The sequence below is a fragment of the Mesorhizobium sp. WSM4815 genome (genome assembly GCF_055811575.1).
The window spans coordinates 1-1,155 of the sequence record NZ_JBVVQS010000045.1 but is presented as its reverse complement, the minus strand read 5'-3'; the positions used below and the strand labels follow the sequence as shown (position 1 = coordinate 1,155).

The 1,155-nt window shown below is 57.8% G+C and carries 1 protein-coding gene; it reads right to left on the bottom strand.

All coding sequences use genetic code 11. From position 1 onward, the window contains the following. Positions 1–1,056: ATP-binding protein (locus AC0L2B_RS00195; protein WP_473743637.1), on the bottom strand; the 1,056-nt coding region annotated here is incomplete at its 3' end. Between the last annotated feature and the right edge of the window lie 99 nt (positions 1,057–1,155).

Below are 1,155 nucleotides of genomic sequence, written 5' to 3'. Positions count from 1 at the left end.
GACCTCGACGACGCCCGGCAAAGCAGCCGCCCGACTGCCGCCCTCTATCCAATCGAGGATGCCATCACGTTCAGGAACCAGGATCCGCGCGGCCGCAGTCTGCGAATGTTTTACGCGCAAATCCCATTCGTCGCCGATGACGAGCTTGATATGCTCGGTAACAAGATCGACCCCGTAAGCCAGCTGAACCAGCTGAGGAGTAGGCACGCCACCAAGCCGCGGATTGACCTCAATGACGACTGGGCCGCGCTTCGTCCAACGGAATTCGATGTTCGTCGGCCCCCAGCCAAGGCCGAGAGCTCGCATACAGCCCAGCGAAATATCCGCGATACGCGAATGCTCGTCATCAGTAAGCTGCGCTGGAAACATTGTCTCGCGAAAGACGAAATGGGGCGGTGAAACGAACTCCGAGGCGGAAACCCCAACGACCTCGTTTCCCATTGTGTGAGCGGTATGATGGGGACCTAGTGCGAATTCTTCGACCAGTATCCTGGGCGAAGACCGCCATATGTGCCCGTCCAACAGATAGCTGGTATGTTCGGCCACCTCATCGGCGTCGCGGCACAATCGGACACCGCAACTGCCTGCCCCGACGGCTGGCTTAAGAACCACTGGTAAGCCGATCTCCGCGGCAGCGATTTCCACCTCCGCGGCGTTCGCTGCGAGGCGAAAAGCAGGTACTGGAACGCCGGCCTCCGCGAGGAGCTGACGTTGAAGGAATTTGTCGCAGCACCGCTCAATGGATGCAGGGTTCGGTCCCGGCAAATCAAAATGCCGGCAGAGCTTGCCAACCGTCGCGTAGAACGCCTCCAGCGAGGACGTGACCCCAGCAATGTCATAGATCTCAGCCAGGCGGGAACATTCGCGGATCAGCGCATCGAGATTGTCTGTATCAACACGGATTGCCTCGCAGCTTTCCGCCGCAAGATAGTCGTACCGAGTTGGATTAGCCGACAAGCTAATTGGATGAAGACCGAGACTCTGGGCCGCTTGGATATAGAGGAGACCATTACCCGTTGGATCGCCTTCGACCAAAATGAGTGCTCTCTTTGCCATTGGCTTTGGTCTCCGTGCGTGCTTCGGCATAAACTTTTTCGGCGGTGCCTGCTTCAAACTTTGTGGTGACAATAGCATTGTCGGTGATCTGCGGGCGCA